This window comes from Methylosinus trichosporium OB3b, from assembly GCF_002752655.1.
Classification (GTDB): domain Bacteria; phylum Pseudomonadota; class Alphaproteobacteria; order Rhizobiales; family Beijerinckiaceae; genus Methylosinus; species Methylosinus trichosporium.
Genome location: NZ_CP023737.1, coordinates 351,803 through 374,662 on the forward strand (window position 1 = coordinate 351,803; position 22,860 = coordinate 374,662).

At 68.3% G+C, this 22,860-nt stretch carries 16 protein-coding genes; 10 read left to right on the plus strand and 6 right to left on the minus strand.

The genetic code is table 11. From position 1 onward, the window contains the following. Window positions 1-125 precede the first annotated feature (125 nt). Window positions 126-467, minus strand: coding sequence for a phasin family protein (locus tag CQW49_RS01720; RefSeq protein WP_003613201.1), 342 nt, complete (start codon window positions 465-467; stop codon window positions 126-128). A gap of 274 nt (window positions 468-741) precedes the next feature. Here CQW49_RS01720 and CQW49_RS01725 point away from each other — a divergent pair, with 274 nt between their 5' ends. Continuing rightward, a complete protein-coding gene (locus CQW49_RS01725; protein WP_024749370.1) occupies window positions 742-2,382 on the plus strand; it encodes a D-alanyl-D-alanine carboxypeptidase in 1,641 nt (546 codons plus the stop codon). Between the two features lie 59 nt (window positions 2,383-2,441). On the opposite strand, the gene CQW49_RS01730 is transcribed toward CQW49_RS01725, so the two are convergent. Both CQW49_RS01730 and CQW49_RS01735 read right to left on the minus strand, forming a co-directional pair. Next, window positions 2,442-3,158, minus strand: a complete 717-nt coding sequence (locus CQW49_RS01730) for a DnaJ domain-containing protein (protein WP_003613198.1) — start codon at window positions 3,156-3,158, stop codon at window positions 2,442-2,444. A 13-nt stretch (window positions 3,159-3,171) separates the two neighbouring features. Further along, a complete protein-coding gene (locus CQW49_RS01735; protein WP_024749369.1) occupies window positions 3,172-3,882 on the minus strand; it encodes a hypothetical protein in 711 nt (236 codons plus the stop codon). A gap of 176 nt (window positions 3,883-4,058) precedes the next feature. Here CQW49_RS01735 and CQW49_RS01740 point away from each other — a divergent pair, with 176 nt between their 5' ends. Beyond that, window positions 4,059-4,613 (plus strand): DUF2478 domain-containing protein, encoded by a 555-nt coding sequence (locus CQW49_RS01740; RefSeq protein ID WP_003613194.1) that lies wholly within the window; start codon window positions 4,059-4,061, stop codon window positions 4,611-4,613. After that, window positions 4,614-4,943: a polyhydroxyalkanoic acid system family protein gene (locus CQW49_RS01745; RefSeq protein WP_003613191.1), complete on the plus strand. Its 330-nt coding sequence runs from the start codon at window positions 4,614-4,616 to the stop codon at window positions 4,941-4,943. Between the two features lie 134 nt (window positions 4,944-5,077). Here CQW49_RS01745 and purH read toward each other — a convergent pair whose 3' ends face one another. From purH to CQW49_RS01760, 3 genes are all read right to left on the minus strand, one after another. Next, window positions 5,078-6,670: a bifunctional phosphoribosylaminoimidazolecarboxamide formyltransferase/IMP cyclohydrolase gene (gene purH / locus CQW49_RS01750; RefSeq protein ID WP_003613188.1), complete on the minus strand. Its 1,593-nt coding sequence runs from the start codon at window positions 6,668-6,670 to the stop codon at window positions 5,078-5,080. Window positions 6,671-6,771: 101 nt separating this feature from the next. Then, entirely contained in the window at window positions 6,772-8,457 is a 1,686-nt protein-coding gene (locus tag CQW49_RS01755; RefSeq protein WP_003613187.1) for a heparinase II/III family protein, read from the minus strand. A 214-nt stretch (window positions 8,458-8,671) separates the two neighbouring features. Further along, window positions 8,672-10,075, minus strand: a complete 1,404-nt coding sequence (locus tag CQW49_RS01760; protein WP_003613185.1) for an RsmB/NOP family class I SAM-dependent RNA methyltransferase — start codon at window positions 10,073-10,075, stop codon at window positions 8,672-8,674. A gap of 107 nt (window positions 10,076-10,182) precedes the next feature. Here CQW49_RS01760 and CQW49_RS01765 point away from each other — a divergent pair, with 107 nt between their 5' ends. The 7 genes from CQW49_RS01765 to CQW49_RS01795 all read left to right on the plus strand — a co-directional run bounded on the left by CQW49_RS01765 (window position 10,183) and on the right by CQW49_RS01795 (window position 22,855). Then, a complete protein-coding gene (locus CQW49_RS01765; protein ID WP_003613183.1) occupies window positions 10,183-10,392 on the plus strand; it encodes a DUF1674 domain-containing protein in 210 nt (69 codons plus the stop codon). 93 nt (window positions 10,393-10,485) lie between these two features. Then, window positions 10,486-13,158: an MMPL family transporter gene (locus tag CQW49_RS01770; protein ID WP_003613182.1), complete on the plus strand. Its 2,673-nt coding sequence runs from the start codon at window positions 10,486-10,488 to the stop codon at window positions 13,156-13,158. Then, window positions 13,155-13,586: a DUF2147 domain-containing protein gene (locus CQW49_RS01775; RefSeq protein ID WP_003613181.1), complete on the plus strand. Its 432-nt coding sequence runs from the start codon at window positions 13,155-13,157 to the stop codon at window positions 13,584-13,586. Before CQW49_RS01770 ends, CQW49_RS01775 begins: the two co-directional genes overlap by 4 nt. A gap of 183 nt (window positions 13,587-13,769) precedes the next feature. After that, window positions 13,770-15,323, plus strand: coding sequence for an efflux transporter outer membrane subunit (locus tag CQW49_RS01780; protein ID WP_051418812.1), 1,554 nt, complete (start codon window positions 13,770-13,772; stop codon window positions 15,321-15,323). After that, window positions 15,320-16,615 (plus strand): efflux RND transporter periplasmic adaptor subunit, encoded by a 1,296-nt coding sequence (locus tag CQW49_RS01785; protein WP_003613178.1) that lies wholly within the window; start codon window positions 15,320-15,322, stop codon window positions 16,613-16,615. The genes CQW49_RS01780 and CQW49_RS01785 overlap by 4 nt, the downstream gene beginning before the upstream one ends. Window positions 16,616-16,625: 10 nt before the next feature. Beyond that, the gene (locus CQW49_RS01790; protein WP_003613177.1) at window positions 16,626-19,766 is read left to right on the plus strand and encodes an efflux RND transporter permease subunit; all 3,141 of its coding nucleotides are present in this window, start codon (window positions 16,626-16,628) and stop codon (window positions 19,764-19,766) included. Next, entirely contained in the window at window positions 19,763-22,855 is a 3,093-nt protein-coding gene (locus CQW49_RS01795) for an efflux RND transporter permease subunit (RefSeq protein ID WP_003613176.1), read from the plus strand. Before CQW49_RS01790 ends, CQW49_RS01795 begins: the two co-directional genes overlap by 4 nt. The last annotated feature ends 5 nt before the right edge of the window (window positions 22,856-22,860 follow it).

Consider the following 22,860-nt stretch of genomic DNA (forward strand, 5'->3'; position numbering starts at 1 on the left):
AATAATCGAGCGGCGAGCCGCGCCGATTGACCACAGGCTTCGGGCGCCGCCGTGCAAAATGGGAACGCCGAGCAGAACGGATCTGCTCGGCGTTGGGTTCCGAACGCTTCGAGGACGTCGCCGGCTCACTCGGCCGAGGTGTAGACCTTGGACGCGGCCGTCTCGACGGGCTTGAAGGCTTCCTTGGCGAGGCTGGAATAGAGCTCGCCGATCTTGGTCGCCTCGGCGATGAAATCCTCATAGGCGCCCTTGGCGAAGTCCGACTGCAGCTGCAGAGCTTCGTCGATCTTCTTGACGCCGATAAGCTTTTCCGCGAGCAGGCGGCTCTTCTCGAACGACTTTTTCGAATAATCGGTGGCCTCGGCGGCGATCGTCTGCCAGCCCTTGGTGACGGCGGCGGTAGCCGCGGACACCGCCTCGAACTGCTCCTTGCCCAGCTGCTGAACGGTCTCGAAAGTGGCAACCATCGGTGTCGTCCTCGTATCGATCGCGCGGCCCCGCCCCATGGCGAACGATCCGCACGCTCTCAATCACGGGGCCAACCTTATATGCGATGCACAATCGAAGTCAATACGTATGTTGCGATGCAATACCACACGAGGGAAATCATTTCGCCTTAACCCGGGGGTAACCTCATATTCCTAGCATTGTAATCATGTGTCTTTTCGGCAACGCAGCGGCGAGCGGGGCCGAGACCGTGGGCAAAATCAGGATCGCGAGCAAATGACGAACGGCCGATCAATGACGAAAGACGCTGTCGCCGGCCGGCTCATGCAGCGCAAATGGGCCATTTTTCGCTTCGTCGCTCTGGCGGCGCTGCTAGCCGCCGTCGTCTCATCGCCGGCGCAGGCGCGCCGCCATCACCATGGGCGCGGCCATCACACATCGGGCCTGCGGCATGTGTCGCATCATCACGGCGGCGCTCAGCTCGCCCATGCGGTGCGGCGCGGCGCCGGCGGTCCGGCCTTCGCGGCGATCGTCGTCGACGCCAACACCGGCCGCACGCTCTATGGCCGCAGCGAGAACGAGCTGCGCCATCCCGCCTCGATCACCAAGGTGATGACGCTCTATCTGCTGTTCGAGCAGCTGGAGAAGGGCCGGCTGCGTCTCGACTCGCCGCTGGTGATCTCGGCTCATGCGGCCGCGCAATCTCCGACCAAGCTCGGACTTCCCCCCGGCCAGACGATCGACGTCGAGAACGCCATCAAGGCCGTCGTCACCAAATCGGCCAATGACATCGCGGTCGCCATCGCCGAGAACATCGCCGGCGACGAGGACGCGTTCGCGGAGCTGATGACGCGCAAGGCGCATTCGCTGGGCATGACCCGCACGCATTACGCCAACGCCTCGGGCCTGCCCAATGACGCGCAGATCACCACCGCGCGCGATCTTGCTGTGCTGGGGCGGGCGATCCAGGACCGCTTCCCGCACTACTACCGCTATTTCTCGACCTATAGCTTCACCTATCGCGGACAAGCGCACCGCAACCACAATCATCTGCTCGGCCAGATCGAAGGCGTCGACGGCATCAAGACCGGCTACACGCGCGCCTCCGGCTTCAACCTGCTGAGCTCGGTGCGGCGCGGGGGCCGGCATATCGTCGCGGTGGTGCTGGGCGGGACCTCTGGCCCGTCGCGCGACCATATCATGGCCGGCCTCATCGCTCAGCATATCGGCGAGGGCGATCAGGCGCGCACGGCGCGCGCCATCACCGAGAACGAGCCGGCCGCGCCGGCCGAGACCGATGTGGTCGCCGAGGAGGAGGATGCGCCGGCGGCGCAGTCGGAGCGGGCCGCTCCGGTCGTTCGCGCCGCGGCAGTCGCGCCGCTCGCTCTCGCCCCCGCGCCTGCGCCGGTCGTCGTCCCGAGCCCGGAGAAGGACAAGGCCGAGAAGCTCGACAAGATTCGCCCCGCCTTCGTGCCCGGCGGCCAAAAGCGCGCCGAGGCTCCCGCCGAAGCCGCGGCGCCGCACGCGACTCGCCATGAGCGCGCCCATGCGGCCTCGGACGGCTCCACCACGCGCCCGGGACGCCGCGAGGCGATCGCGGCGGCGACGACGCCCCCGGCCGCGCCGCGCCCGCCGGAGCGAGAACTCGCGCGCGACGCCGGCGAGAGCCACAAGGCCGAGGCCGCGCGTCCCGCGCATTCGGGATGGATGATCCAGATCGGCGCCACCGACGACGCCGACAAAGCGCAGGAGCTGCTCTCCCGCGCCCGCGCCCGAGGCGTGCCGCCCTCGGCCAAGGCCTTCACCGAGAAGGTTCACAAAGGAAAGGAGACCCTGTGGCGCGCCCGTTTCGCCGGGCTCGAGGAGAAAAGCGCGGAAGACGCCTGCAAGACGTTGAAGCGCTCTGGATTTTCCTGCTTCGCGACCAAGAACTGACGATTCGAGAACCAAACCCTTTTTCGTAAAAGCGTGACGCGTAAGCTCGAGAGTGACGTTCAATGATGACGCCGCATGAGGACTTCCTTGGCTTCGTTGACCCGGGCCGCGAGATCGGTCGTCCCGCCATGGTCCGGATGAAGCTTCTTCATCAAATCGCGATGCGCCCGCGCAATGTCCTGGCGCGCCGCTCCCTTCTTCAGGCCCAGAATTTCATAGGCCTCATCTTCCGTAATCGTGCCGCTGCGACGGTTTGGTCCGACGCCGCCCGCGTCGGCGCCCCCAGAGTCGCTTCGACCGTCTCCTGTCTGACGCCATCCGGCAAACCGGCGGTCGAAATACACCTCTAGGAGGCGGGCGCCGTCCGGGTCGACGCTGCGGCAGGTGCGGTAGAGCTCCATCAGCGCCGATTTGGTCAAGGCGTCGAGCCGCTTGCCCTCGTCCTTGCCGGCGAGGATGACGCCGCGGACGGCGCCGCTCGCGTGATCGAGCTCCATCTCGATCATCGCCGAGCGCACGCGCGAGACGCCGGGGCCGGTGGTCCCGAAACGCTTCACCCCGCGCGTCAAGGCGCCGATGACGAAGGCTCCGACCGCGATCAGGAACAATCCGGCGTCGATGCGCCCGCGCAGAATGAAGAACAGGCCGAGGGCGATCGCCCCCGCGCCGCCCGCCTGCTTCACCAGCCGCGCCAGCGTCGCCGGCGAGGCGCGGGTGAAGGCGCGAAGCGCGTAGAGTGCAACGACCAATGCGAGAAAACCGATCAGAATGGGCATCGAAGCGCGCTCCTCACCCCATCTGCGCCAACAAGAGCCGGGCCGCTTCCTCGCCGGCGCCGGCGCGACGCTCCAGCGCCGGCCGCCCACCCGCCGCATAGGCCGCGGCGGCGGCGAGAAGCTCGGCGAGACGACGCGGCGCCGAAGCGTCGAAGGCGGCATAGGCGCCGCCCGAGAGCCGCGCGATCTCGCGGAAGACGGCGCCCGCCGTAGCGTCGCCGCCTTCATGGAACATGAAGGCCTTCACCCCGACGAGGCCGAGACGTCCGGCGAGGACGCACAGGCGGTCGGCGTTCTCCTCCATCGCGTCGCCGACGAAGACGAGAGCCCCGACGCGTTTGCCGGCGGCTTCGTCCAGCGTGTGGCGCAGCACCTTCTCGATCTGGGTCTGCCCGCCGCGGCAGGAAATTCTCGCCATCAGAGCTGCGAGCCCCTGCCCGCCGTCGACGAAATGCGACGCCCGGCATTCGCCGAAGCCGCGGAAGAACACGAGCTGCACGCGCAGGCCGCCGAGCGAGGCGGCGGTGTCGAACATGCGGGTCTGGATCGACTGCGCCAGATCCCAGGTCGGCTGGCGGCTCATCGTGGCGTCGAGCGCGAAGATCAGCCGGCCGCAATCCTCCGATGCGTCGACGGCGACGCGCCGGGCCGTTTCTATGAACGCGTCCACCGCCCCCGACCCTGCGGAGCGTGGAAGCTGCGCCTTGCCCTCGTCATCGCTCACGGAAGTTCACGTCGCGTCTCTGAATGTCTATATCAGATCGGGCGAACCTGCGGAATGACAAGAGGCGCGAGCCTCGCCGAGACCTCATCCGCCGGCGCCGCCCGGGGAGGATAGACAAGAACATCTTCTCCGGGAAACGAAAAATCGCGCCGTTTCGAGGGAGTCCGACGCAAGCTATGACCGATCACGCCCCCCTCCTCGTCGCGACCCGCATCGCCGCCCTGCCCGGCGAGCCGAGCGCCGACATTCAATCGTTGATGGCGCGTTTCGCGCGCCGCCTCGCCCAATCCGGCGCGCGCGTCGCCGGCGTCACGCAGACCCGTTCCGTCGATCCTTCGACCGGACGCAGCCGCATCGCGCTGCGCGACGTCGGCAGCGGCGCGCTCGCGGCCATCTCACAGGATCTGGGGCCCGGCTCGGTCGCCTGCAATCTCGATTCGGGCGAGCTGGCGCAGGCCTGCGCGGCGATCGAGCGCGCCGCCGCCGAGGGCCTCGATTTGGCGATCATCAGCAAATTCAGCAAGCAGGAGGCGGCGCGCGGCGGCTTCGCCGACGCTTTTCGCGCGGCCATCGCCGCCAAGGTTCCGGTCGTCACCGCGGTCTCGCCTCATTATCTCACCGAATGGCGCGACTTCGCCGGGCCGCTCGCCGAGTTCCTCGAGCCGAGCGAGGAGGCGCTGGAGATGTGGTGGCGGCGCCTTCGCGCCGATCCCGCGAGCCGGAGAGAATGAATGCAGAAATCGATCGTCGTGACCGTGCCGCATGAGCTCGGCGCCGAGGTCGCCCGCAAGCGGGTCGCGGAGGGCGTCGAGCAGCTGCGGAGCGCCTATATCGAGAAGCTCGCCCATTCGGAAATCAGCTGGACCGGCGACCGCGCCGATCTCAAGGTCGTCGCCCTGGGCCAGACCACCACAGCGCGCATCGATGTGATGAACGATTCGCTGCGCATAGAGGTGTTCCTGCCCTGGCTGGTCGCCGCGCTCGCCGGACGTGTGCAGGCGGTGCTGACGGCGAGCGCGGAGAGCGCGCTGCGCATCGAGCACAAGCCGCCGAAAGGGTGAGCGGCTACGGCGTCTGGCGAAATCGAATCGCGGCGAACGGGGTTCCCCTCATGCGACCCCGCTTCGCGGGGCCACCTTCTCCCTATGGGAGAACTCGCCCGATCGCGGCTGAATGCGTCGCCGCCGAAACACCCTCAGTGGCGGAAATGCCGCATTCCGGTCAGCACCATGGCGAGGCCGGCTTCGTCGGCGGCGGCGATCACGTCCTTGTCGTTGACCGAGCCGCCCGGCTGAATGACCGCGGTCGCGCCGGCCGAGGCCGCCGCCAGCAGACCGTCGGGGAAGGGAAAGAAAGCGTCCGACGCGACAACCGAGCCAATTGCGAAGCTCTCGGTGACGCCCGCCTCCCGCGCGGCCTCCTCCGCCTTCACCGCGGCGACGCGGGAGGAATCGACGCGCGACATCTGGCCGGCGCCGACGCCGACCGTGGCGAGGTCGCGCGCATAGACGATGGCGTTGGACTTCACATGCTTGGCGACGCGGAAGGCGAATTTCAAATCGGCGAGCTCGCGCTCGCTCGGCGCGCGCTTCGTCGCCACGGTCAGCGTCATGTCGTCGACGACGGCGTTGTCGCGCGATTGCGCGAGAAAGCCGCCGGCGACGCTGCGAAACGTCAGTCCACGCGCGCGCGGATCCGGCAAGCCGCCGGCGAGCAGCAGGCGCAAGTTCTTCTTGGCCGCGACGAGCGCGATCGCCTCCTCGTCGGCGTCCGGCGCGATGATGACCTCAGTGAAGATCTTCACCACCTCGCGCGCGGCGGCCGCGTCGAGCCGGCGGTTGAAGGCGACGATGCCGCCGAAGGCGGACACCGGATCGCAGCGCAGCGCCCGGGCGTAGGCTTCGGCGAGGCTCGGCCCCTCGGCGACGCCGCAGGGATTCGAATGTTTGATGATGGCGACCGCAGCCGTGCGCGCGGGGTCGAATTCCGCGACCAGCTCATAAGCGGCGTCGGTGTCGTTCACATTATTATAGGAGAGCTGCTTGCCCTGGGCCTGCCGCGCCGTCGCGACGCCGAAACGCGCGTCGCCGGAGAGGTAGAAGCCGGCCGATTGATGTGGATTCTCGCCGTAGCGCATCGGCTCGGCGAGCTTGCCGCCGAAGGCGCGCCAGGGCGGCGTCGCCTCGCCGAGCGAGGCCGCGAGCCAATTCGAGATCGCCGCGTCATAGGCGGCGGTTCGGGCGAAGGCTTTTTGCGCGAGACGCCGACGCGTCGCCAGAGTGGCGGCGCCATTGTTGGCCTCGAGCTCGGCGAGGAAGGGCGCATAGTCCTCTGGATCGACGATCACCGCGACGTCGTCGTGGTTCTTGGCCGCGGCGCGGATCATCGCCGGCCCGCCGATGTCGATATTCTCGACACAATGCTCGAAGGAGCCGCCGGCGCGCAACGTCTCCTCGAACGGATAGAGATTGACGACGAGCAGATCGATCGGACGAATGTCGTGCGCCAGCATCGCCGCCTCATGCTCGGGATTCTCGCGGATGGCGAGAAGGCCGCCATGGACCTTTGGATGCAGCGTCTTGAGGCGCCCGTCCATCATCTCCGGAAAGCCGGTCACATCGGCGACGTCGTTGACGGGAAGCCCGGCCTCGGCGAGCGCCTTGCGCGTGCCGCCGGTGGAGACGAGCGCGACGCCGCGCGCCGCGAGCGCGCTGGCGAGATCGACGAGGCCCGTCTTGTCGGAGACGGAGACGAGGGCTCTGGCGATGGGGCGCAGATCGACCGGCATTCAGATCCTTTCGGGGGAGCGCGCGAGGCGCCTCAAACGCATTCGAAGTCCGCGAAGAGCGAGCCTGAAGGCTCGCGCCCCGTCACGGAGCCCGGCGATTATCATATATCCCGGGGTGCGGAAACCAACTCCTCGCCGCGCTCGTCGACACGGGTGAACGACCAGCGCAGGCGCGCGTCCTCGCGGTCGCGGCCGGAAACGACGAGCTGCGCGCATTTGCGCGCGCCGCAGGCGCCGGCGAAGAACACGCTGTCCTCGATCGCGACCTCGGCGTCGGCCTCGAAAGCGACATGTACGGCGCCGCAGGAGATGAGCGCGCCCCGCCCCTCGGCCAGCGGCGCGACCTCGGCTCTCGGATGGAGATGGAAGCGCAGCACGAAATCGCGCGCCGGAACGCCAGCCCGCGTGGCGACCAGCCGGTCCTCGCCGAACAGTTGCGCCCCGTCATGCGTCAGCGACAGCATGCGCTCGTGCCAGAGGCCGAGCTCGGCCGCATAGCCGTCATGGGCGAGCTCCAGCACGCGGCTCGAGCCGGTGGCTCGCCGAAGCGCCCTCACCTCGCGCGGGCCGGCGACGATGCGCTCCTCGCCGTGCTGCGCGCGGATGCGGCAGGAGGAGCGGTCCTCGACGACGAGCGTCGAATGGGCGGCGGTGACGCGCGCCAGCTGGCGCGAGGCCTCGGCGCTCGCCGGCGGCGCGCCGCAGTTCACGACGATGCGCTCGCCGAGAATCGAATATTCGAAAGAGAGGCACCCCGCATGCGCCGCGCCGGCGAAAGACGGCGGTGGCGGCGCGCCCGCGTCGACGACGACCACCGCTTCGCCCGCCTGCAGGCGCCGATAGCCCGATTGCGGCGCGTCGAGCGGCGGCGGGCCGGAGGCGTCGTCGTGCGCGAGGACCGTCGCCAGCCGATCCGGCGGCGCGCAGCCCATGCCGTTGAACAGCGCCAGCGAGCCGTCGCCGTGCTGCATCAGCCGCAGGAAGGAGATCATTTTTGCGATCGACGGCAGCAGCCGCTCGGGCGGACGGCGGCCGCGCGCCGCATAAGCGCGACGCAGCGGCAAGAGATCGAGCAGCAGCTCGACCAGCGCCTCCGGATTGCGCGAGACGTGGCCGCCATCGTCCAATATCTGCCGCGTCAATTCGGCGTCGAGCAGATCGGTGGCGCGAGCCTCGAACTTACGGCTCGCATCGCCGCAGACGCCGAAGGCGGCGAGCGCGACCGCGCAGATCAGCCGATCGGATCCGGCTCGCGGCGCCGCCAGCGCGCGCAGCAGGCGCCGGGCGTTGCCGCCGAGCGCCTCCATGAAACGATCATAGAAGTCCTGATCGGCGTCCTCGAGCAGGATCGGCGATTGCGCGAGCCAGGACAGAGTGCGCCGCGCGACGACCGCCGGCTCGAAAGCGGGATCGTTCGGCGCGGGCCGGCGAATGGCCAGGAAATCCTCGGCGAGGGCGCGGGCGTTGGCGCGCGCTAGCGCCTTGTCGGCGGCGCGCAGATGGCGCAGCCAAGCGAAGCCGGCGAGCGAGCGCCGCCAAGCGGCGGAGGGCGGATCGATGGCGAAAGGCGAGCGCCCCTGCGTCTCGACGATCTTGCCGGCGAACGAAAAATAGCCGGCGTAGATTTCGTCGGCGACCGTCGGATCGGCGGTGCGTATGTCCTGCGGCGCGATATGGAGTCGCTCCGGCGCGTTGAGCCCCATCGCCTGGACGACGTAATAGGGCGCACGGACGGCGCGCGCGACGGAGACGGCGCTCTTTTGGGCGAAGAGGCTCGCGAACCTCATGCCGGAGCGGATGGCCGTGTCGCTCAGAGCGCCCTCCTCACGCGCCGAGCTTCGGCTCGGCGCCGTCCTTCGCAATCGTGGCTCGCTGGGCGGTCCAGCGGAATGATCGATCGAAGCCGCGAGCCCACGGAGCGAGCCTCCAAGACTTGCTCTTTCAATGCTGTCGGATCGGCTGAATCACAACGCTAGCCTTTACCACCAGCGCCGCGCGCCGTCAGCCGCGCCGCGAAAAGCGCGCGGCGAAAAACCCGTCGACGCCGCGAAGGCGCGGCTCCTCCGCCGGCCAATGCGACGGCAGCGAGCGGAGATCGCCCTCCGCGGTCACGAACTCGTGCGGAATTCCCTCGCCCTCGGCGTCGATGGGAATGCGGCGCATGTCCGGCTGCCGGCGCAGGAAGGCGGCGACCTGGGCCTCGCCCTCCTCCGGCTCCAGCGAGCAGGTGCAATAGACCATGCGCCCGCCCGGCCGCAGCAGCGCCGCGGCGCGGTCGAGCATTTTCGATTGCAGCGAGGCGAGCGCATCGAGATCGCCGGGCTTCTTGATCCAGGCGACATCGGGATGGCGGCGGATTGTGCCGGTCGCCGAGCAGGGCGCGTCGACGAGGATCGCATCGAACGGCCGCGCCTGAAAGCTGGTGGCGTCGCCGACGGCGATGTCGGCGTGCAGTCGCGCCCGCTGCAGATTGGCGGCGAGCAGCTTCAGGCGCTCGGCCGAGCGATCGAGCGCCGTGACCAGAGCGCGCGCCTGCGCGAGCTGCGCCGTCTTGCCGCCGGGCGCGGCGCACATGTCGAGGATGCGTTCGTCCGGCTCGGCGCGCAGCAGCCGCGCCGGCAGCGCCGCGGCCGCGTCCTGCACCCACCATTCGCCCTCTTCATATCCCTCGAGCCCGGCTATCGGCTCGAGCGTGCGCAGACGCACCGAGCCTGTCGGCATGACCACGCCGTCGAGCCGCTCGGCCCAGCGCTCCGGCTCCGACTTGACGGTGACATCGAGCGGCGGCTCCAGCATATGCGCGCGGGCGAAGGCGCGCGCTTGCGCCTCGCCATAGGTTTTGGTCCAGCGCTGCGCGAGCCAGGACGGCGTGTCGAGCTCCAGCGGATCGCAGTCGAGAAACTCCTCGCGCCGACGCACGAGATTGCGCAGCACGCCGTTCACGAGGCCGGCGAAAGGCGCGGTCTTCGGCTCGAGCCGCGCCGCGCGCACGGCGAGGTCGACGGCCGCGTGGTCGGGCGTATCGAGAAAAAAGATCTGCGCCGCCGCGACGATCATCGGCCATTCGAGCCGCGCGCCCTGCTTGGGCAGGCCCTTGTCCATCAGCGCGGCGAGCGCATGGCGGATCGTGCCGAGCCGGCGAATCGCCGCGCTGGCGATCGATCGCGCCAGCGCCGCGTCGCGCGCGTCGAGCCCGGCGACCCGCTGGGGAACGGCCTGCGGCGAGAAACGTTCGTCGAGCCGGCGCCCGCCCTGCACCACATCGGCGATGACATGGGCGGCGGCGATGCGCGCGGCGAGCCCCGGCACCTGCGCCGCTTCCGCTTCACGCGCTGCGTCGGCGGGCACAAAAGCCGCGCGCGGCTTGATCCTGGCCTTGGTGGAGATGGGCTTATCCTCGCTCATGAACAAATCGCACCTTCGACGCGGATCGAATCGTCGTTTATACCACACGCGGAGCTGGCGCCGGGCGAGCCCCGGCAGGAGTGACGAGAAGCAGAGTGACGAGTCGCATGGACGAAGAGCAGACGGTCCGACCCGAAGCGACGGAAGAGCCGATGCGGCGGCTTCCGCCTGCGGCGCTGCGCGCGCTCGCCGAAGCGCAGGAGCGCCGCCGCCGCGCCGAGCGCCCCGCCCCGCCCGCCGAGATCGGCGGTCGCGGAGGGCTCGACCCCGCTCGCTACGGCGATTGGGAGTCCGGAGGAATCGCCAGCGATTTTTGACAGGCCCGGCCGCTCGCGCGGCCGTGCGCCATCTGAATGTCGCAAGACACACCACCGCCGGCCCGGCCGGCCATATGCGTTCGAGGAGTCTAGATGCTGGAAAGTCTCGTGGGCTGGTGCCTTCGCAAGCCGTGGATGGTGGTCATCGTCACGCTCGCGCTCACCGCGGGCGGCGGTTATCTGACCGCGACGCGTTTCGCCATCGACACCGACACCGCTCATTTGTTCTCGCCTTCGGTGCCCTGGCGCGCCAATGAGGCGCGGCTCTACAAATCCTTCCCCGAGCTCGAGGATCTCATCGTCGCCGTCATCGACGCGCCGACGCCCGAGCGGGCCGACGCCGCGGCCGACGCGCTGCGCGACGCGCTGACGGGCAAGCCGCTGATCTCCAAGGTCTGGCGCCCCGACGACAACGCCTTCTTCCGCAAGAACGGTCTGCTCTTCCTCAGCGTCGAGGAAATCCGCCGCAATATGAGCTCGCTCATCGCCCAGCGCGAGATTTTGCAGCCGATCGCCGAGGACCCCTCGCTGCGCGGCCTGACGCGCGCGCTGACGCTCGGCCTCGAGCAGGTCGGAACCAGCGAGCGCGGCCTCGAATCCTACGCCAAGGGACTCGACCAATTCTCCGACGCCTTCGACCGCGTGCTCGCCAGCCAGCCGGCGCGCGTCTCCTGGGAGAAGCTGCTCGGCGGCGGCGAGGAGCCGACCCCGCCTTCGCTCGGACCGAGCAAGGAGCCGCGGCGCATCCTGCTCATCAAGCCGGTCATCGATTTTTCGTCGCTGGAGCCGGGCCGCGACGCGGTGCGGCTCGTGCGTGAGACGGCGAGTCGCCTCGGCCTCGCGCAGGACAAGGGAATCTCCGTCCGCCTCACCGGCCAGGTGCCGCTGGCCGACGAGGAGTTCGCCACCGTCGCCGAGAACACCGGGCTGAACGTGTCGGCGACGCTGGGCGCGGTGACGCTGATCCTGTGGGCGGCGCTGCGCTCGAAACGGCTGATCTTCGCCGTGCTGGCGACGATCGTCGCCGGGCTCGCGATGACCTCCGGCCTCGGCATTCTGCTGATTGGCCGCTTCAATCTGATCTCGGTCGCCTTCGCCGTGCTGTTCATCGGCCTCGGCGTCGACTTCGGCATTCAATTCGCCACGCGCTATCGCGAGGAGCGGCACCGCAACGGCGATCTGCGCGGCTCCCTGCTGGGAGCGACGCGCGGCATCGGCTGGTCGCTGACGCTCGCCGCCGTAGCGCTGCTCGCCGGCTTCTTCTGCTTTCTGCCGACCGAGTTCCGCGGCGTCGCCGAACTCGGCCTCATCGCCGGCTTCGGCATGATCATCGCTTATCTGGCGACGCTCACCTTCCTGCCGGCGCTGATCCTGCTGCTCAATCCCAAGGGCGAGGCCGAGCCGGTCGGCGTCGCCTCGCTCGCGTCGGTCGATCATTGGATCGCCAGGCATCGTCGCCTCGTGCTGCTCGCCACTGCCTTCGTCGTGATCGGCGGAACGCCGTTCCTGCTGAATCTGTCGTTCGATTCCAATCCGATGAACTTGCGCGACCAAACGGTCGAATCGGTGGCGACCTTCCTCGAGCTGTCGAAAAATCCGCAGACGGCGCCCAATAAGATCGAAGCGCTGGCTCCTTCCCTGCCGGCGGCGCGCGAGCTCGCCGAGAAGCTCGCCGCCCTCCCCGAGGTCGACCATGTCACGACGATCGACGCGCTGATCCCGGCCGATCAGGACCAGAAGCTGCCGCTCGTCGAGAACGCCCGCTTCCAGCTGCGCAAGGTGCTGGAGCCGGCGCGCAAGCCCGCCCCCACCGAGGAGGAGACGAAGAAGGCGCTGACGCGCGCGGCCAAGACCATCCGCAAGGCCGGCTCGGCGCGCGGCGCACCGCCGGCGCTCGTCCGCTTCGCCGATTCGCTCGACGCGCTCGTCAAGGCGAGCCCCGAGACGCGCGAGGCGGCGCGCATCGCCGCCCTCTCCGATTTCGAGCGGCTGATGGGGGATCTGCGCCGGGCGCTCGATGTCGCGCGCGTCACGCCGGAGACTCTGCCGGCCGATCTGCGCAACGACTGGATCTCGCCTAATGGCGAGGTGCGCGTCGAAGTCACCGCGAAGGGCGACAGCAACGACCGCGCGGTGATGACCGCCTTCGCCGAGGCGGTGCAGACGCTCGCGCCCGACGCCAGCGGCCCGCCGGTGATCGTGGCCGAAGCCGGCAAGACCGTCGTGCGCGCCTTCATCCAGGCGGGCGCGCTCGCCTTCGCGGCGATCTTCGTCATTCTCGCCATCGCGTTGCGCCGGCCGCTGGATGTGGCTTTGACGCTCGGCCCGCTGCTCTTGGCGGGCGTCATGAGCCTCGAGGCCGCCGATCTCCTCGGCATGTCGCTCAATTTCGCCAATATCATCGCGCTGCCGCTGATGTTCGGCGTCGGCGTCGCCTTCCACATCTATTATGTGATCGCCTGGCGCAGAGGCGTCGCCGACATGCTCGCCTCCAGCCTCACGCGCGCGATCTTCTTCAGCGCGCTGACGACCGGCGCCGCCTTCGGCAGCCTGATGCTCTCCAGCCATCCGGGCACGGCGAGCATGGGCCAGCTGCTGGCGATCTCTCTGTTCTTTACTCTGCTCGCCGCCTTCGTGATCGTGCCGGCCTTCCTCGGCCCACCGCGTCAAGAAGCGTCGCAGCCGGAAGAAGCGGAAGAAGCGCGAGCGGAACAGAACGCCGAGCCTGTGCATCGTTCCTCCGACGTGCTAGGCTCACGATCATGAGGATCATGGCGAATCTCTTTCTGGCAGGCCTTGCGGCCGCGGCGCCGGCGTTCGCCGGCCCGACCGATCCGATCTACGGCGTGTGGATGCGTGACGGCCATAATCAGAAGCTCGAATTCTTCGACTGCGAAGGACATCTCTGCGCGCGCGGCTATTTTCCGCCGCCGCCGCCGGGCGCGCAGCCGGCGCTGATCTTTCGCTACGCCACGCGCATCGAGCCCAACAAATGGAAAGGCGATCTCTTCAATCCCGAGAATGGGAAAATTTATTCCGGCACGGTCACCTTGGACAGTCCGACGCGGCTGACGCTGACCGGTTGCCTCATCGCTTTCCTGTGCCAGAGCGAGGGCTGGTCGAAAGTTCCCGTGGAGCCCCCCGCGCCGTCGCAGAAGTCCCCGACGCCGCGTCGACGAGTTAACAATCCGTAACTTGACCATTCGGTCGCTCAGCCACAGTTTGCGGCGGGTTTCGCGGAGCCGCAGCAGGCGCCGGCCCCTCGTCATGTGCGCGCATTCGCGCGCGAGCGTCGTCACCGCTTTTCGATTCTCCCGCGCGTCGCGGGAACCGCGCCCGCCAGGGCGTGGGGAGGCCAATTGAACGGAACCTGTCGCTTGTCGCCTGGGAGACCCTTTTTTCGGCCGCTGGGATTCTTCCGCGGCGCATGCGCGATCGCCGCCGGCTCCGCGCTGTCCGGCTGCGTGCTGGATTGGCAGAAGCCGGAGGCGAGCGTCGAGACGCCGCCGACCTTCCAGGCCGCGAAGACGCCCCGCGCCGCGCCGCCGATCGCGGCGGCGCCCGGATGGTCGCGCGGCTTCGGCTCGCCTGAGCTGACCTCGCTGATTCAAAAAGCGTTGGACCAAAATCTCGATATTGCCGCGGCCGTGGCGCGCATCGAGCAGGCCGACGCCCAGGCGCGCGTCAACAGCTCGCCGCTGTGGCCGACGCTGAACATGAACGACATCGCCCGGCGCTCGCAGACGCCGGCCGGCATCACTTCCGCCACCAGCACCAGCGCCTCGACCAACACCACCACGACGAGCGGCGCCGGCAGCTCGTCGCTTGCCGGGACGCGCCGTTTCAATTTCTTCCAGGCGCAGCTCACCGCCAGTTACGAAATCGATTTCTGGGGCAAGAATCAGGACGCCTCCAACGCCGCGCGCCTGCTCGCCCATGCGAGCCGGTTCGATCGGGACGTCGTCGAGATTTCCACCATCGCCTCGGTGACGAACTCCTATTTCCAGGTGCTGACGGCTCAGGACCGCATCCGCATCGCCAAGGACAATATCAAGATCGCCGAGACGGTCCTCGCCGCGATCAAGGCGCGGCTCGACGTCGGCACGGCGACCGCGCTTGATTATTCGCAGCAGGAATCGGTCGTTGCGACGCAGCGCGCGACGCTGCCGCCGCTCGAGCAGACTTTGCGGCAGACGAAGAACACGCTCGCCGTGCTGATGGGATTGCCGCCGGAGACCTCGATCGTCAAAGGCGGATCGCTGACGCGGCTGCGCTACCCCAAGATCGAGCCGGGCCTGCCTTCCGAGCTGCTGCTGCGCCGTCCCGACATCGCCGAAGCCGAAGCCAAGCTCGAATCGGCGGAGTTCTCCGTGCTGCAGGCGCGCGCGGCGTTTTTCCCGTCGATCCAGGTGACGGGTTACTATGGCGTGCAGAGCGTCGCGCTGCGCTCTCTGTTCCGGCCCGATGCGATCGCCTGGCAGATCGCCGGGAACCTCGCCCAGCCGGTGTTCGACGGCTATAATCTGCAAGGTCAGCTGCTGCTGCAGAAGGGCAAATACGCCGAGCTGGCGCAGACCTATCAGAAGACGATCCTGACCGCCTTCTCCGATGTGGAGAATGCGCTGATCGCGATCGAGGAGACGCGTCGCCAGCTGAAGCTGCAGGGCGAGGCGGCGGCGGCGGCGCGGAAAGCCTATGAAGTCGCCGATGCGCGCATGCGCGAAGGCACCATCGACATCATCACCTTGTCGACCACGGAAACGACAATGTTTCAGAGCCAGGACGTGCTCGCGCAGGTGCGGCTCGCTCATTTCCAGGCGGCGACGAGCCTCTATCAGGCGCTCGGCGGCGGCTGGTCCGGCGTGACGCGCGCGCTCGAGATCGCCACGGAAGACGACGCCTATCAGTCGGACAAGGGACCCTGGCCGTGAGTTGGTCGAAATATCGACTGCACCTCATTATCGCGTTTCTCGCCGTCGTGGTGGCGCTCGCCGGCGCCTATCGCGTCCTGCAGCCGGCCGATTCGAACGAGGAGACGGCGCAAGAGGGCGGACCGGCGGGACCGGGCGGGCGGCGCGGACGGCGCCACGGCCATGACGGCCCGACCGTGGTGACGGTGGCCGAGCCGCGCATCGCCGATGTTCCGGTGACGATCGACGCCGTGGGCACGGCGCAGGCGCTCAACACGGTGACGGTGCGCACGCAGGTCGACGGCCGCCTGATGGAGCTCGGCTTCGAGGACGGACAGGATGTCCGGAAAGGCGATGTCGTCGCCAAGATCGATCCGACGCTCTATCAGGCCGCCTATGATCAGGCCGTGGCCAAGAAGGCGCAGGACGAGGCCAATCTCGCCAACGCCCGCGTCGACGTCGTCCGCTATCAGAAGCTCGCAGCCAGCAATTTCGGCTCGCAGCAGCAATTCGCCACGCAAAAGGCGCTGGTCACGCAGCTCGAGGCGCAGATAAGGGCCGATCAAGGCGCGATCGACAACGCCAAGGCGACGCTCGATTTCGCCACCATCCGCTCGCCGATCGACGGCCGCACCGGCATCCGCCTCGTCGACGTCGGCAATATTCTGCATCCGTCGGATCAGTCCGGCATCGTCGTCATCACCCAGCTGAAGCCGATCTATGTCGTTTTCACCCTGCCGCAGCAGCATCTGCCGGCTGCGCAGAAGGCGCAGCGAAAGGCGCCGGCGCCGGCGGTCGCGCTCGGGCCGGACAACGCCACGCCGCTCGACACGGGCGTCGTGAAGGTCATCGACAATCAGATCGACGCCATGACCGGCACGGTCAAGGTCAGGGCCATTTTCGACAATCGCCGGCTCGCCCTCTGGCCCGGCCAGTTCGTCAATGTGCGCCTCACCGTCGATACGCTCCGCGACGCCCAGGTGCTGCCGAGCGTCGCCGTGCAGCGCGGCCCGAGCGGTCCCTTCGTCTATGTGTTGAATGCGGGCGAGAACGCCACCGTCTCGATGCGGCCGGTCGTGATCTCGCGGCAGGACGAGAGGCAGGCGGTCGTGGCTTCCGGCGTCGCCGCGACGGACAAGGTGGTGACGAGCGGGTTCGGGCGTCTCGCCGACGGATCGCGCGTGCGCGTCCTCGATCCGGCGGCGGCGACCGGAGAGGCGCCGAGCGCCGAAGGCGCACCCGTGCGGTCTCGCCGCGGCCGAGGCGACAAATCCGCCGGCGGCGCGGCGCCGGCCGGCGCCGCGCGACCATGAGCCGATCGACATGAGCGTCTCGACGCCCTTCATCGAGCGCCCGGTGGCGACCTCGCTGCTGAGCCTCGCCGTTCTGCTGTTCGGCGTGCTCGGCTTCTTCCGGCTGTCGGTGTCGCCGCTGCCGCAGGTCGACTTCCCCACCATTCAGGTGACGACGCGGCTGCCGGGCGCCAATCCGGACACGATGGCCTCGCTGGTGACCGCTTCTCTGGAACGGCAGCTCGGCCAGATTCCGTCGCTGCAGACGATGTCGTCGCTGAGCTCCTTCGGGCTGTCGCAGATCACGCTGCAATTCGAGCTCGACCGCGACATCGACGCCGCCGCGCAGGACGTGCAGTCGGCGATCAACTCGGCCGCTTCGACGCTGCCGCGAACTCTGCCTTATCCTCCGGTCTACGCCAAGGTCAATCCGGCCGACACGCCCATCGTCACCCTCACGCTGCGCGCGAAGAATGCGGGCATGCGGCAGCTCAGCGATCTCGCCGACACGCTGATAGCGCCCAAGCTCTCGCAGACGCGCGGCGTCGGGCATGTCGCGGTCGAAGGCGGCGTGCGGCCAGCCGTGCGCATAGAGGCCGATCTCGCCCGACTCGCGGCCAACCGCATGAGCATGGAGGAGCTGCGCGCGGCGATCGCCGGCGCCAATGTCGCCGGCGCGAAAGGCGCGCTGGACGGGCCGTATCAAGCCTACACGCTCGACGCCAATGACCAGCTGGTGGCGGCGCGGCAATATGAGACCGTCGTCGTCGCCTATCGCAATGGCGCGCCGATCATGCTGCGCGACGTGGCCGATGTCGTCGACGGGCTGGAGGACGCGCGCGTCGGCGGCTGGTATCGTGGCGAGCCGGCGATCATCCTCGACGTGCAGCGCCAGCCGGGCGCGAACATCATCGACACGGTCGAGCGGCTGAACGAGGCGCTGCCGGATATCAGGCGCACGCTGCCGGAGGGCGCGACGCTCGACGTCGTCAGCGACCGCACGCAGACGATCCGGGCCTCGATCGAGGAAGTGGAGACGACGCTCGTCATCGCCACGGGCCTCGTCGTGCTCGTCGTGCTGCTGTTTCTGCGCAGCTGGCGCGCGACGCTCATCGCCGGCGTCAGCCTGCCGCTCTCCATCGTCGCGACCTTCGCCGTGATGGCTGTCGCCGGCTTCTCGCTCGACAATCTCTCCTTGATGGCGCTTACCATCGGGGCCGGCTTCGTCGTCGACGACGCCATCGTGATGATCGAGAACATCGTCCGCAACATGGAGCTCGGCAAGTCGCCGCATCGGGCCGCGCTCGACGGCGCGCGCGAGATCGCCTTCACGGTGGTCTCGCTCACCGTGTCGCTGGTCGCCGTGTTCATTCCGCTGCTGTTCATGACCGGCCTCGTCGGCCGCATGTTCCGCGAGTTCGCGCTCACGCTGACGGCGCAGGTCGTCGTCTCGGCGATCGTCTCGCTGACGCTGACGCCGATGCTGTGCGCGAAATGGCTGAAGCCCGGTCACGCCCATGAGCGCCACGGCTCCGGCGGAGCCCTCGGCTTCGGCGCGCGGCTCGACGCCTTCTATGCGCGCACGCTCGACCTCGCTCTGACGCGCCAGCCGCTGATGCTGGCGCTGACCTTCGGCACGCTGGCGCTCACCCTGCTGCTCTATGCCGTCGTTCCGAAGGGCTTTCTGCCGCGCCAGGATACGAGCCTTCTCACAGTTGTGCTCGAAGGCTCGCCGGAAGCGTCCTTCGCGGCGATGACGCGGCTGCAGGCGGAAGTCGGGAAGATCTTCGACGCCGATCCTGAAGCCACCGGAACCATCTCCGTGATCGGCGTCGGACCGCTCAACGCCACCACCAACGCCGGCCATCTCGTCGTCACGCTGCGCGGACGCGACATCCGCAGCATCGGCGCCGACGCCATCGCCGAGCGGCTGAAGGCGGCGGCCGAGCAGGTTCCCGGCGCGACCGTCTATATCGAGCCGGTCCAGGACATTCAGATCACGACGCGCTCGAGCCGCTCGCAATATCAATATACGCTGACCGCGCCCGACGCCGACGAGCTGCAGCGCTGGTCGCAGACGCTGCTCGAGGCGCTGCGCGCCGACGGCCTGTTCCGCAATGTCGCCTCCGAATCGCAGACCGGCGGCCTGCGCGCCTTCCTGCACATCGACCGCGAGAAGATGGGCCGGCTCGGCCTGACGACGCAAATGGTCGACGACACGCTGAACGACGCCTTCGGCCAGCGGCAGATCTCGACGATCTATGCGCAGTCCAATCAATATCGCGTCATCCTCGAGGCGGCGCCGCAATATCGGCGCGACGCCACCGCGCTCGAGAAGCTCTATGTGGCGCCGGCCGGCGGCGGTCCGCAGACGCCGCTATCGACCTTCGTCACGCTGGAGCAGACGACGGCGCCGCTGGCCATCGCCCATCAGGAGCAGTTCCCCGCGGCGACGCTCAGCTTCGATTTGTCGCCAGGCGCCGCGCTCGGCGACGCGGTGGAGGCGATCGCCCGCGCCGAGGAGCGGATCGGCCTGCCCTCCTCCATCATCGGCCTGTTCAGCGCCGACGCCGCCGAGTTTCAGAAGTCGCTGGCGAGCGAGCCCTGGCTCATTCTCGCCGCGGCGATCGCCATCTATGTGGTGCTCGGCGTGCTCTATGAGAGCTATGCGCATCCCTTCACCGTGCTGACGACTCTGCCCTCGGCCGGCGTCGGCGCGCTGCTGGCGCTGATGGCGACTGGCCTCGACATGTCGCTCGTCGCGTTGATCGGCGTCGTGCTGCTGATGGGCATCGTCAAGAAGAACGCGATCATGATCATCGACTTCGCGCTCGACGCCGAGCGCGGCGAGCGGCTGTCGGCCAAGGAGGCGATCACGCGCGCCTGCCGGCTGCGCTGCCGGCCGATCCTGATGACGACGCTCGCGGCCTTGTTCGGCGCGCTGCCGCTGGCGTTCGCCCATGGGCCCGGCAGCGAGCTGCGCATTCCGCTCGGCGTCGCGATCATCGGCGGCCTGCTGCTGTCGCAGATTCTGACGCTCTACACGACTCCGGTCATCTATCTCGCGGTGGAGCGGTTTCGTCTACGGCTGCGCGGAGCGCCCGCGATGGAGTCGACGACTCCGGCGTCCCCCTTGCGGGAGGCGGACGCGCGCCGGGAGGCGGCGGAGTGAACATTTCCGCACCCTTCATCCGCCGACCGGTGGGAACGACCCTGCTCGCGACGGCGATCTTCCTGATCGGCGCGGTCGCCTATTTCTTCCTGCCGGTCGCGAGCGTGCCATCGGTCGATTTTCCGGCCATAGCGGTCACGGCGGGACGGTCCGGCGCGGATCCGGAGACCATGGCGGCGACGGTGGCGGCGCCGCTGGAGCATCGCCTCGCCCGCATCGCCAGCGTCAACCAGCTCACCTCGTCGAGCTCTCTCGGCTCGACCTCGATCTTCGTGCTGTTCGACATCGACCGCAATATCGACGCGGCCGCCCGCGACGTGCAGGCGGCGATCAACGCCGCGGCGACCGATATTCCCGGCGACCTGCCGATTCTGCCCTACTTCCGCAAGTTCAACCAATCGTCGACGCCCATCATGGTGCTGGCGCTGACCTCGAAGACGCTGCCGACCAGCGCCGTCTATGACGCGGCCGATTCGGTCCTCGCCCAGCGTCTCGCGCAAATTCCGGGGATCGGCGAGGTGCGCGTCGCCGGCGCCGAGCAGCCGGCGATCCGCATTCAGGTCGATCCGGCGCGGCTCGCGACGATGGGCCTTTCGATGGACAGGGTCGCGAGCGCGGTGGTCTCGGCCAATGTGACGGCGCCGGTCGGCGCGCTCGAAGGCGGCTCCACCGCCATGACCCTCGAGGTCGACGATCAGCTGTCGACGCCCGAGGACTATCGCAAGATCGTGGTCGCCTCGACCAATGGCGCCGTGGTCAAGCTCGGGGACATCGCCACGGTGGAGCGCGGCTCGCGCAACCGGCTCGCCGCCGGCTGGTTCAACGGCCAACCCGCTGTGCTGCTGGTCATCACCAAGCAGGCCAACGCCAATGTCATCGCCGCGGTGGATCGGGTGAAGGAGCTGCTGCCGCAGCTCGAGGCGTGGATGCCGAGCGGGATCGACGTCGCGATCATGTCCGATCGCACCCAGACCATCCGCGCCAGCGTCGCCGAGATTCAGCGCACGATGGTCGTCACGGTCGGCTTGGTGATGGCGGTCGTCTTCGTGTTTCTGCGACGGGCGACGCCCACTTTCGCCGCCGGCGTCACCGTGCCGCTGTCGCTGGTCGGCGCCTGCGCGGCCATGTGGGCGGCGGGCTTCTCGGCCAATAATTTCTCGCTGATGGCGCTGACTATCGCCGTCGGCTTCGTCGTCGATGACGCGATCGTGATGATCGAGGCGATTGAGACCAATGTCGAGCGCGGCATGGGCCGACTGGAGGCCGCGCTCGCCGGCGCGCGCCAGATCGGCTTCACCGTGGTCTCCATCAGCCTGTCGCTGATCGCCGTGTTCGTGCCGCTGCTGTTCATGGGCGGCATCATGGGCCGGCTGCTGCGCGAGTTCTCTTTCACTCTCGTCTTCGCCATCGTCATATCGACGGTGGTCTCGCTCACCGTGACGCCGATGATCTGCGCGCGCATGCCCTCGCGCCCTCGACCTGCGACGCGCTTCGACAGAGCGGTCGAGGGCGCGCTCGCCGTGGCGAGCCGGCTCTATGCGCGCAGCCTGCGCCCGGTCGTCGATCATCCCTGGATCACGCTCGTCGCCATCGTGCTGACCATCGCCGCGACCGTCCATCTCTATACGGTGATCCCGAAAGGCAATCTGCCGGAGGACGACATCGGCTTCCTCAACGGCTCGGCGGAGGCGGCGCCGGATGTCTCCTTCGCGGAGATGTCGCGCCTCCAAAAGGAGGTCGTCGCCGTCGCCAAGGAGGACTCGGATGTGAAGAATGTCGCCTCCTTCATCGGCCCTGGACGGCCGGGCTCCTCCTCCAATGAAGGACGCCTGTTCGTCGCGCTGAAGCCGATGGGCGAGCGCCATTCGTCAAGCGTCCAGGTGATGTCGCGGCTGCGCAAGGCCTTCGCGCGCATCGCCGGCGTCGAGGTGTCCCTGGTTCCGTCGCAGGATATCCGCGTCGGCGGACGCTCGAGCAAGGCGCAATATCAGTTCACGCTGACCGCGGATTCCATGGACGAGCTCGCGGAATGGACGCCCAAGCTGATCGCGCGACTGCGCCGCTCGAGCGAGCTCGTCGATGTCTCGAGCGACGATCAGCGGGGCGGCCTCAGCGCCGAGGTGGTGATCGACCGCACCGCTGCTTCGCGCATGGGCGTGGCGATCAGCTCGATCGATCAGGCGCTCAACAGCGCCTTCGGCCAGCGGCAGGATTCGATCATCTACACGCCGCGCAACCAATATCGCGTCATCGTCGAGGCGCCGCTGTCGCGCCAGCGCGATCCGCGCGATCTCGAGGGGATTTACGTCGCATCGGCCGACGGGACCCAGGTTCGGCTCGACGCGCTCGCCCATGTCGAGCGCGGCCTCACGCCGCTCGTCGTCAATCACCAGGGCGTCTCTCCGGCGTCGACGATCACCTACAATGTCGCGCCCGGCCATACGTTGGAGGCCGCCAACGCCGCCGTTCTCGAGGGCGCGCGAGCGCTGCGCATGCCCGCGAGCGTTCAAGCAGATTTCGCCGGCGACGCGAAAGAACTCTCCAAAATGGCCTCGGGCGTCGCTCTGCTGGTCGTCGCCGCTCTGCTCGCCGTCTACATTATTCTCGGCGTGCTCTATGAGAGCCTCGTCCATCCGGTGACGATCATCTCGACCCTGCCCTCGGCGGGCCTCGGCGCGCTGCTGGCGCTGGAGGCGTTCGGCGCCGAGTTCACCGTCATGGCGCTGATCGGCATTCTGCTGCTGATCGGCATCGTCAAGAAGAACGGCATCATGCTGGTGGATTTCGCGCTGCAGGCCGAGCGCGAGAGAGGGCTCTCGCCGCATGACGCGGCGCTGGAGGCTGCGGTCGAGCGCTTTCGGCCGATCCTGATGACGACCCTCGCCGCCATGCTCGGCGCGCTGCCGCTCGCCTTCGCCGCCGGCGTCGGCGCGGAAATGCGGCGTCCGCTCGGCATCACCATCGTCGGCGGACTGCTGCTCAGCCAGGCGATGACGCTCTACACCACGCCGGTGATCTATCTGTTGATGAGCAAGCTCAAGAGGCGGCGGGCCGCCGTCTCGGAGCCCGCGCAACCCGCCAGAGCGTGAGAAAC

Coding starts and splice junctions, on each gene's coding strand:
- CQW49_RS01720 (WP_003613201.1), bottom strand. CDS start 467: ATGGTTGCCACTTTCGAGACCGTTCAGCAGCTGGGCAAGGAGCAGTTC.
- CQW49_RS01725 (WP_024749370.1), top strand. CDS start 742: ATGACGAAAGACGCTGTCGCCGGCCGGCTCATGCAGCGCAAATGGGCC.
- CQW49_RS01730 (WP_003613198.1), bottom strand. CDS start 3,158: ATGCCCATTCTGATCGGTTTTCTCGCATTGGTCGTTGCACTCTACGCG.
- CQW49_RS01740 (WP_003613194.1), top strand. CDS start 4,059: ATGACCGATCACGCCCCCCTCCTCGTCGCGACCCGCATCGCCGCCCTG.
- CQW49_RS01745 (WP_003613191.1), top strand. CDS start 4,614: ATGCAGAAATCGATCGTCGTGACCGTGCCGCATGAGCTCGGCGCCGAG.
- purH (WP_003613188.1), bottom strand. CDS start 6,670: ATGCCGGTCGATCTGCGCCCCATCGCCAGAGCCCTCGTCTCCGTCTCC.
- CQW49_RS01755 (WP_003613187.1), bottom strand. CDS start 8,457: ATGAGGTTCGCGAGCCTCTTCGCCCAAAAGAGCGCCGTCTCCGTCGCG.
- CQW49_RS01760 (WP_003613185.1), bottom strand. CDS start 10,075: ATGAGCGAGGATAAGCCCATCTCCACCAAGGCCAGGATCAAGCCGCGC.
- CQW49_RS01765 (WP_003613183.1), top strand. CDS start 10,183: ATGGACGAAGAGCAGACGGTCCGACCCGAAGCGACGGAAGAGCCGATG.
- CQW49_RS01770 (WP_003613182.1), top strand. CDS start 10,486: ATGCTGGAAAGTCTCGTGGGCTGGTGCCTTCGCAAGCCGTGGATGGTG.
- CQW49_RS01775 (WP_003613181.1), top strand. CDS start 13,155: ATGAGGATCATGGCGAATCTCTTTCTGGCAGGCCTTGCGGCCGCGGCG.
- CQW49_RS01790 (WP_003613177.1), top strand. CDS start 16,626: ATGAGCGTCTCGACGCCCTTCATCGAGCGCCCGGTGGCGACCTCGCTG.